Origin of the sequence: Streptomyces sp. W16 (assembly GCF_033194735.1) — a bacterium.
Classification (GTDB): domain Bacteria; phylum Actinomycetota; class Actinomycetes; order Streptomycetales; family Streptomycetaceae; genus Streptomyces.
Genome location: NZ_JAWOAI010000437.1, coordinates 1 through 8,659, shown reverse-complemented (window position 1 = coordinate 8,659; position 8,659 = coordinate 1). Strand labels below are relative to the sequence as shown.

The following is an 8,659-nucleotide window of genomic DNA, read 5'->3' as shown; positions in this document are numbered from 1 at the left end:
CCGCTCGTCGCGCTGAGCGACCTGCCCTCGTTCGACACCTCCGCGATGGACGGCTGGGCGGTCGCCGGGCCCGGTCCCTGGGCCGTACGCGAGGACGGGGTGCTCGCCGGACACGCGGAGTCGGAGCCGCTCAGCGACGGCGAGGCCGTACGGATCGCGACCGGCGCCCGGGTCCCCGCCGACACCACCGCCGTCATCCGCAGCGAACACGGCCGCACCGACGACAAGGGCCGGCTCCACGCGTCCCGGGACGTCGGACACGGCCAGGACATCCGCCCGCGCGGCCAGGAGTGCCGCAGCGGTGACCACCTGTTGCCCGGCGGCACCCTGGTGACTCCCGCGGTGCTCGGCCTCGCCGCAGCCGCCGGCTACGACACCCTCACCGCCGTACCCCGCCCCCGGGTCGAAGTCCTCGTCCTGGGCGACGAGTTGCTCACCGAGGGGCTGCCCCACGACGGGCTCATCCGGGACGCGCTCGGCCCGATGCTGCCGTCCTGGCTGCGCGCGCTCGGCGCCGAGGTCACCGCGGTCCGCCGGCTCCGCGACGACGAGAAGGCGCTGCACAAGGCGATCACGGCCAGCACCGCCGACCTCATCGTCACCACCGGCGGCACCGCCTCCGGCCCGGTCGACCACGTCCACCCCACCCTGCGCCGGCTCGGCGCCGAGCTCCTCGTGGACGGCGTCAAGGTGCGCCCCGGCCACCCCATGCTGCTGGCCCGCCTCAAGGACGACCAGCACCTCGTGGGCCTGCCCGGCAACCCCCTCGCCGCGGTCTCCGGCCTGCTCACCCTCGCCGAACCGCTGTTGCGGACCCTGTCGGCACACCCCGCCCCGGAGCCGTACGCCCTGCCCCTCCAGGAGGCGGTGCACGGGCACCCGTACGACACCCGGCTGATCCCCGCCGTCCTGCGCGGCGATTTCGCTGTCCCGCTGCACTACAACGGTCCGGCCATGCTGCGCGGGATCGCGGCGGCCGACGCGCTCGCGGTCGTGGTGCCGGGCGGGGCTCGGCAGGGGCAGCGGACGGAGCTCATCGATCTGCCCTGGGCAGCCGCGGGAATCGGGGTGTGTTTCACGTGAAACAGTCGGGCCATGATGCGATCGCCCGCCAGGCGGACGAACATCTCGTGACCCATCGGGTGAAACTCCCGAAGAAAGTGGTCGAGCACCCCTTCCAGCAGGTCGCCAAACGGCTGTCCATCGCGCTGCTCCTGCTGGCCGCGACCGCACTGATCGTCTATGCCGACCATGACGGCTACAACGACAACTCGGACGGCTCGGTCGACTTCCTCGACGCGCTATACTACGCCACGGTCACCCTCTCGACCACCGGCTACGGCGACATCACCCCGGTCAGCGACGGCGCCCGGCTCACCAACATCCTGGTCGTCACGCCCCTGCGCGTGTTCTTCCTGATCGTCCTCGTCGGCACCACCCTTGAGGTCCTCACCGAACGCACGCGGGAGGAATGGCGCTTGAACCGCTGGAGGTCCACCTTGCGGGATCACACCGTCGTCGTCGGCTTCGGTACGAAGGGGCGGTCGGCGATCCAGACCGTGTGCGCGACGGGGCTGAAGAAGGAACAGGTCGTCGTGGTCGACCCCAGTGCGAAGGCGATCGAGGCCGCGAGCAGCGACGGTTACGTCGGGGTCGTCGGGGACGCCACCCGCAGCGAGGTCCTCAAGCGCGCCGAGGTGCACAGGGCGCGGCAGATCATCATCGCGACGCAGCGCGACGACACGGCCGTCCTGGTGACCCTCACGGCCCGGCAGCTCAACCGCGGCGCGAAGATCGTCGCCGCGGTCCGCGAGGAGGAGAACGCGCCGCTCCTCAAGCAGTCCGGCGCCGACGCCGTCATCACCAGCGCCAGCGCGGCCGGCCGGCTGCTCGGTCTGTCCGTGCTCAGCCCCGCCGCCGGCATGGTCATGGAGGACCTCATCCAGCAGGGCAGCGGGCTCGACATGACCGAGCGACCGGTCATAAAGGCCGAGGTGGGCAGGACACCGCGCGAGACGGACGACCTGGTGGTGAGCGTCGTACGCGGGCATCGAGTGCTCGGCTACGACGACCCGGCCATCGGGACGCTTCAGCTGACGGACCGGCTCATCACCATCGTGCGGGTCTCGCCGGGCTCGCAGGTCGCGCCGGACATCCGGCCGCTGCCGGAGTGACACACCTTCGGTGGTCGGCCGTATGGCGAGGAGTAGCGTCGGGCTCATGCATGCGATCACGATTTCCGAACCTGGTGGGCCCGAGGCGCTGGTGTGGGACGAGGTCCCCGATCCGGTGGCCGGAGAGGGCGAGGTCCTGGTCGAGGTGGTGGCCAGCGCCGTCAACCGGGCCGACATCATGCAGCGCCAGGGTTTCTACAACCCGCCGCCCGGAGCCTCCGCCTACCCGGGCCTCGAATGCTCCGGCCGGATCACGGAGATCGGCCCCGGGGTGTCCGGATGGTCGGTCGGCGACGAGGTGTGCGCGCTGCTCGCGGGCGGCGGCTACGCGGAGAAGGTCGCCGTACCGGCCGGGCAGCTGCTGCCGGTGCCGCGGGGTGTCGACCTCAAGCAGGCCACCGCGCTCCCCGAGGTGGTCTGCACGGTCTGGTCGAACGTCTTCATGGTCGCCCACCTCCGCCCCGCCGAGACGCTGCTCGTGCACGGCGGCTCCAGCGGTATCGGCACCATGGCGATCCAGCTCGGCAAGGCGGTCGGCGCGAAGGTCGCCGTCACGGCCGGCACCAAGGAGAAGCTGGACTACTGCGCCGAGCTGGGCGCCGACATCCTGATCAACTACCGCGAGCAGGACTTCGTCGCCGAGATCGCGCAGGCCACGGACGGTGCGGGCGCCGACGTCATCCTCGACAACATGGGCGCCAAGTACCTGGACCGCAATGTCCAGGCCCTCGCTGTCAACGGACGGCTCGCGATCATCGGGATGCAGGGCGGCATCAAGGCCGAACTCAACATCGCCGCTCTCCTCGGCAAGCGGGCCGCGATCAGCGCGACCTCGCTGCGGGCCCGTCCGCTCGGCGAGAAGGCGGCCATCGTCGCCGCCGTACGCGAGCATGTGTGGCCGCTGATCGAGTCCGGCCAGGTCCGGCCGGTCGTCGATCGGGAGCTGCCGATGAGCGAGGCGGCTGCAGCACACCAGGTGGTCGAGGACAGCGGGCACATCGGGAAGGTGCTGCTCGTCGCGCCGTAGGCCGGAGGTGGCCTAACCGCGGCGCACCCGCAGACCGATGAAGGCGAGGCCGAGGCCGAGGCCGATGAGGATCAGGCCGCTGCCCAGCGGCAGGATCCGCAGCACGGGCTCGGCGGGGTTCTCGGCGTGGGTGACGGTCTGGTGCACGGGTTGGAGTGGCGGCGAGGACGGCGCGACCCCCGCTTCCTGGGACGGCGAGGCGGAGTCGGCGGGCGTCGGAGCGGCCGACCGGCCACCGTCGCCGCTCTCGTCCGCCGCCGGTTCGGCCGTGTCCCCGTCGTCACCTGCGCTTTCGTCCTCCTCCGCACTCGGCTGAGCCGTGCGCCCCGGCCGTTCCCGCCCTTCGCCCGCCCGGCTTCCGGCCTGGGAAGGCTCGGCGGGGGCGTGAGCGAGGGGTTGAGCGGGGGCCTGATCATGATGGTCGGGACCGGGCGCGGGCTTCAGGACGGGAGCCGGAGCGGAAGCGGTGGCGGAGGGGGAAGCAGAGGCCGTGGCCGCGACGCGACCACCCCCGGCGCCCCCGGTGCTCCCCGCTCCCACGCCGTACGCCAGAACACCCCCGTACGGATTCACCATCCCGCCCGTGCCCAGCACAAGCAGCAGTCCCGCGGTGCGCAGCCATGGAGTCACGGGACAAGCGTCACATCGGGCGGGTTTTCCGGCATTCCAGGTTCGGGCAAACGGTGGATCACCTTACGAGGGGGGCACCACGGTGGTGAGGTGTACGGGTGCGAGAGAATGGCGGCATGGAGATGCCGAGGAACGAAAGGTCACCGGAGAAGCCTCAGATCCTGGTTGTGGGCCAGGACGGGATGGCGCTCGGTGGCACCGGGGACGAGGACTCCCGCGAGATCCCGGTGACGGAGATGGTGGAACAGCCCGCCAAGGTCATGCGGATCGGCAGCATGATCAAGCAGCTCCTGGAGGAGGTGCGTGCGGCTCCCCTCGACGAGGCGAGCCGGGTGCGGCTCAAGGAGATCCACGCCAGCTCGGTGAAGGAGCTGGAGGACGGTCTGGCGCCGGAGCTGGTCGAGGAGCTGGAGCGGCTCTCGCTGCCGTTCACGGACACGGCGATCCCGAGCGATGCGGAACTCCGTATCGCGCAGGCGCAGTTGGTGGGCTGGCTGGAGGGACTCTTCCACGGGATCCAGACCACGCTGTTCGCCCAGCAGATGGCCGCGCGGGCGCAGCTGGAGCAGATGCGCCGGGCGCTGCCGCCGGGTGTCGGTGACGGCTCCGAGGAAGGCCAGCCGGGCGGCCGGGTGGGCGGCCCGTACCTGTAGTACGCCATGTCAAAAGGGCCCGGCAGCCGATACTGCCGGGCCCTTCCGCGTGTCCGGGTGGGTCAGGACGGGTTGCCCGTCGAGACGTTCAGCTGGATCTGGGGCATCTCCTTGGGGTCCACGTCGGTGCCGGCCGCCGGGAACTGTTCCATGACCGTGCCCTCGCCGTAGGTGTTCTCGTCCTCGGTTTTGGTCTTCACGTTCCAGCCCGCGGCCTGGAGGCAGGACTTGACCGAGGAGATGTACTTGAACTGGAAGTCCGGGATCCTGATCTTGGCGGGGTCGTTGTACGACTCCTCCGGCTCCGTGCACGCGGTCTTCTCGATCGTCTTCGACGTGTCGCCGTCGCGGTGGCCCTCCACCGCCGTCGCCGAATCGCTCGCACTGGAGCTGCTGCCGTTGCTGCCCAGGTCGGCCGAGCCGTTGTTGGACCTCGCCAGGGACGCGATCAGCGAGCCGATCGCGATGAGGGCGACGAGGATCGCGATGATGACCACCGGTTTGTTGCTTCTGCCGCCGCCTCCCCCGGCGGCCGGCGTCGGGTGCTGCGGGTTCAGGTTGTACGGCGGCGGGGTCGAGATGCCCTGCTGCCCGAACCCGACCGAGGCCGGCGTCTGGTAACCCGGCTGCTGCGGATAGCCGTAGGCGGGCGAGGGCGGCGCGGGCGCCGGAGTGCCGTGGTACGGGCCCGGGTGGTACGGCGTCTGTACGGGACCGGTGGGCGCCGGGGCCGCCTGGTCGACGGGCGGGAACACCGCGGAGCCGACACCCGCGCCGCTCTGCGCGGGCGCGCCCGGCACGATGCTCGGGGCCGCCGTGTGCAGCGAGGACGCCACGCGCAGACACTCCTCGCGCATGGACTCGGCGTTCGGGAAGCGCTCGTTCGGGTTCTTCTTCAGCGCGCGGGCGACCAGCGCGTCCACGGCCGGCGGCAGCGAACGGTTGATCGAGGAGGGCGCGACCGGCTCCTCCTGCACATGCGCGTAGGCGATGGCCAGCGGCGAGTCCGCGTCGAACGGCAGCCGCCCGGTGACCAGTTGGAACAGCATGATGCCGACCGAGTACAGGTCGCTGCGCGCGTCCACGCCCCGGCCGAGCGCCTGCTCCGGGGAGAGGTACTGCGGGGTGCCGACGACCATGCCGGTCTGCGTCATCGAGGTGACACCGGACTGCATGGCGCGGGCGATGCCGAAGTCCATGACCTTGACGACGCTGCGCTTGGTCATCATCACGTTGCCCGGCTTGATGTCCCGGTGGACCAGGCCCATCTCGTGGCTGATGTCCAGCGCGGCCAGCACGTCCGCGGTGATCTTCAGCGCCTTGTCGGCGGGCATCGCGCCGAACTGCCGTACGTCCTCGTCGAGTACGGAGCCCAGCGGGCGGCCCTCGACGTACTCCATGACGATGTACGGCATCGTCGAGCCGTCGAGGACGTCCTCGCCGGTGTCGAAGACGGAGACGATGTTGGTGTGCGTGAGCTTGGCCACGGCCTGGGCCTCGCGGCGGAAGCGCTCGCGGAAGGCCTGTTCACGGCCGAGCTCGGTGTGGAGGGTCTTGATCGCGACCTGACGGTCGAGCACCGAGTCGTAGGCGAGGTGCACAGAGGCCATGCCGCCCTCGCCGAGCAGGTCGCGCAGCTGGTAGCGGCCACCCGCCAGCGCGCGCCCCGTATACCGGCCGTGTGCGCCGTCCTGGCTCATGTTCCGTGTCCCCCATCGGCGCCGGCTCAGTGATCGAATGTGCCATTCCCGGCCAAGTCTGCCGGAGGGCACTGACACGTCAAGCGCGGTGCCCGATCCGTGACCGTACGCGAAAGAAGAGTCGTGGAAGCGTTACAGGTGCTGTACCGGCGGTACACAGAATTTGCACGACGGCGCGTGATACCGATTTGATGGCCGGTCCGTCTCCGGACGATTCCGGCACTGATCCCGGAACGGCGGCTTGCGCCGAGCCTGTAGCGTGGCCGACGGAGACCGTAACAACACCGCGCGCACCGCGGGCAGAAACGACGGCGAGGACTGATGGCACAGCAGCACGCTCAGGGCCCGTCCGACCCCGAGGCGGCTGGCGGCGGAATGTCGGACGCACCGGAACTGTGGGGCAACGGCGGACTGGTCGGCGACGGCCGGTACCGGCTGACCCACAGACTGGGCCGGGGCGGTATGGCCGAGGTTTTCGCGGCCGAGGACGTCCGGCTCGGGCGCACAGTAGCGGTCAAGCTGCTCCGTTCCGACCTGGCCGAGGACCCGACCTCCAAGGCCCGCTTCACGCGCGAGGCCCAGTCGGTGGCCGGGCTCAACCACCACGCGATCGTCGCCGTGTACGACTCCGGCGAGGACACGGTGTCCACGGGCGGCTACGGCACGGGCGGCGGCCAGTCCGTGCCCTACATCGTCATGGAGATCGTCGAGGGGCGGACGATCCGCGACCTGCTCCTGAACGCCGAGGCGCCCGGGCCCGAGCAGGCCCTGATCATCGTCTCCGGTGTCCTGGAGGCGCTCGCCTACTCGCACCAGCACGGCATCGTGCACCGCGACATCAAGCCCGCGAACGTGATCATCACGCACAACGGCGCCGTCAAGGTCATGGACTTCGGCATCGCGCGCGCCCTGCACGGGGCGTCCACGACGATGACGCAGACCGGCATGGTCATGGGCACGCCCCAGTACCTCTCCCCGGAGCAGGCGCTCGGCAAGGCCGTCGACCACCGCTCCGACCTGTACGCGACGGGCTGCCTCCTCTACGAACTCCTCGCGCTGCGGCCCCCGTTCACCGGCGAGACCCCGCTGTCGGTGGTCTACCAGCACGTCCAGGACATCCCGGTCCCGCCGTCCCAGACCTCGGGCGGCGTCTGCCCGCCGGAGCTCGACGGCCTCGTCATGCGCTCCCTCGCCAAGGACCCGGACGACCGTTTCCAGACGGCCGAGGAGATGCGCGGGCTGGTCCAGTACGGCCTGCAGATGCTCTACGACCAGGGCGGCCACACCGGTACCTGGAACACCGGCCCGGTGACCGTGGCGAACGGCCAGGGGACTCCGCCGGGAGGCTTCGCGGGCACGACGATGATGCCCCACGACTCCTCCGGCACCACACAGATCCCGCAGCCGATCCTGCCGGGCGGCTACGGCAACGGCGACGACGGCGGCTTCGAGGGGCACGGCAACCACGGCAGCGGCCGGGGCAAGCTGTGGATCCTCGCCGTGCTCGCGGTGATCGCCATCGCGGCGGGTGTGGCGCTGGCCATGAACAACACCGGCAACGGCAGCGGCGGTTCGGGCACCACACAGTCGCCGACGACCTCGCAGTCCGCCACGGACGACCAGTCCAGCGAGTCGCCGAGCGACGACACGACCGCCTCGCCGTCCGACACGAACACGGACGACAGCGGCACGAGTTCCGGTTCGAGCTACACGCCGTCGCGCACGCCCTCGTACACGCCGTCCGAGACGGCCACCGAGAAGCCTTCGAGCACTCCGTCCGCGACGGCCTCCGAGGAGCCGTCGGACACCCCGACCGCGTCGACCTCGGCGGACCCGACGGACACGGGCGATCCCGGTGACGACGGCGGTGCCGGCACCGTCGCCGGCGCCCTGGGCGCCGGCTGACCCTCACGCACAACGACACGCGCGCGTGCACCCCGTAACAGGGGTCCACGCGCGCGTGCCGTTTTCCGTCGTCCTCTAGAGGGCGCACTCCGTGAAGGCCTCGCACACCGCGTCGTACTCCCGCGTCCACCACACGGCGAGCGCCGAGGCCGCCGGGAACTGGGGGTCCGCGCGGGTGTCGCCGCGTTCGTAGTGCCAGCGCAGCATCCAGAAGTCGTTGAGCCGCTCCCACCACACCCGGTGCACGGCGGCGGCGAGTTCGGAGGGCGTGGCACGCGCCGCACGCCGGTACGCGTGCGCGTACGCCCGCACCTTCGGCAGGTCGAGCGCCCCGTCGGGCCGTACGAAGAAGATCGCGGCGGCGCGTACGGCCTCCTCGGCGCGGGGCTGCACGCCTAGCCGGTCCCAGTCGACGATCGCGGCGGGGGCGTCGCCCTTGTAGAGCAGGTTGAACGGGTGGAAGTCCCCGTGCACCCACCCCACGCAGCCCCCGCGCGGCGGACGCCGGTCCGCGTGCCGCTCCAGCAGCTCCCGGCGCTCCAGCAGCCGGTGCCCGGCCAGCTCGTCGAA

Annotated in this window: 8 protein-coding genes; 5 read left to right on the top strand and 3 right to left on the bottom strand. The window is 71.1% G+C overall.

The features are described 5' to 3' along the window. The 3 genes from R6V09_RS39305 to R6V09_RS39295 all read left to right on the top strand — a co-directional run. Positions 1–1,083, top strand: a 1,083-nt coding sequence (locus tag R6V09_RS39305) for a molybdopterin molybdotransferase MoeA (RefSeq protein ID WP_317886268.1), incomplete at its 5' end; no start/stop codon positions are given. Continuing rightward, complete coding sequence (locus R6V09_RS39300; RefSeq protein ID WP_317886267.1) at positions 1,080–2,174, top strand: potassium channel family protein; 1,095 nt, start codon at positions 1,080–1,082, stop codon at positions 2,172–2,174. The genes R6V09_RS39305 and R6V09_RS39300, both read left to right, overlap by 4 nt. Before the next feature lie 46 nt (positions 2,175–2,220). Beyond that, positions 2,221–3,201, top strand: a complete 981-nt coding sequence (locus tag R6V09_RS39295; protein WP_317886266.1) for an NAD(P)H-quinone oxidoreductase — start codon at positions 2,221–2,223, stop codon at positions 3,199–3,201. Between the two features lie 12 nt (positions 3,202–3,213). On the opposite strand, the gene R6V09_RS39290 is transcribed toward R6V09_RS39295, so the two are convergent. After that, complete coding sequence (locus tag R6V09_RS39290) at positions 3,214–3,831, bottom strand: hypothetical protein (protein ID WP_317886265.1); 618 nt, start codon at positions 3,829–3,831, stop codon at positions 3,214–3,216. A gap of 116 nt (positions 3,832–3,947) precedes the next feature. Here R6V09_RS39290 and R6V09_RS39285 point away from each other — a divergent pair, with 116 nt between their 5' ends. Next, the gene (locus R6V09_RS39285) at positions 3,948–4,484 is read left to right on the top strand and encodes a bacterial proteasome activator family protein (RefSeq protein ID WP_317886264.1); all 537 of its coding nucleotides are present in this window, start codon (positions 3,948–3,950) and stop codon (positions 4,482–4,484) included. A 62-nt stretch (positions 4,485–4,546) separates the two neighbouring features. Here the strand turns inward: R6V09_RS39285 and R6V09_RS39280 are convergent, their stop codons facing one another. Beyond that, complete coding sequence (locus R6V09_RS39280; protein ID WP_317886263.1) at positions 4,547–6,184, bottom strand: protein kinase domain-containing protein; 1,638 nt, start codon at positions 6,182–6,184, stop codon at positions 4,547–4,549. Between the two features lie 321 nt (positions 6,185–6,505). Here R6V09_RS39280 and R6V09_RS39275 point away from each other — a divergent pair, with 321 nt between their 5' ends. Further along, positions 6,506–8,089 (top strand): protein kinase domain-containing protein, encoded by a 1,584-nt coding sequence (locus R6V09_RS39275; RefSeq protein WP_317886262.1) that lies wholly within the window; start codon positions 6,506–6,508, stop codon positions 8,087–8,089. A 75-nt stretch (positions 8,090–8,164) separates the two neighbouring features. On the opposite strand, the gene R6V09_RS39270 is transcribed toward R6V09_RS39275, so the two are convergent. Next, on the bottom strand, positions 8,165–8,659 hold a 495-nt coding region (locus R6V09_RS39270), incomplete at its 5' end, for a phosphotransferase (protein WP_317886261.1).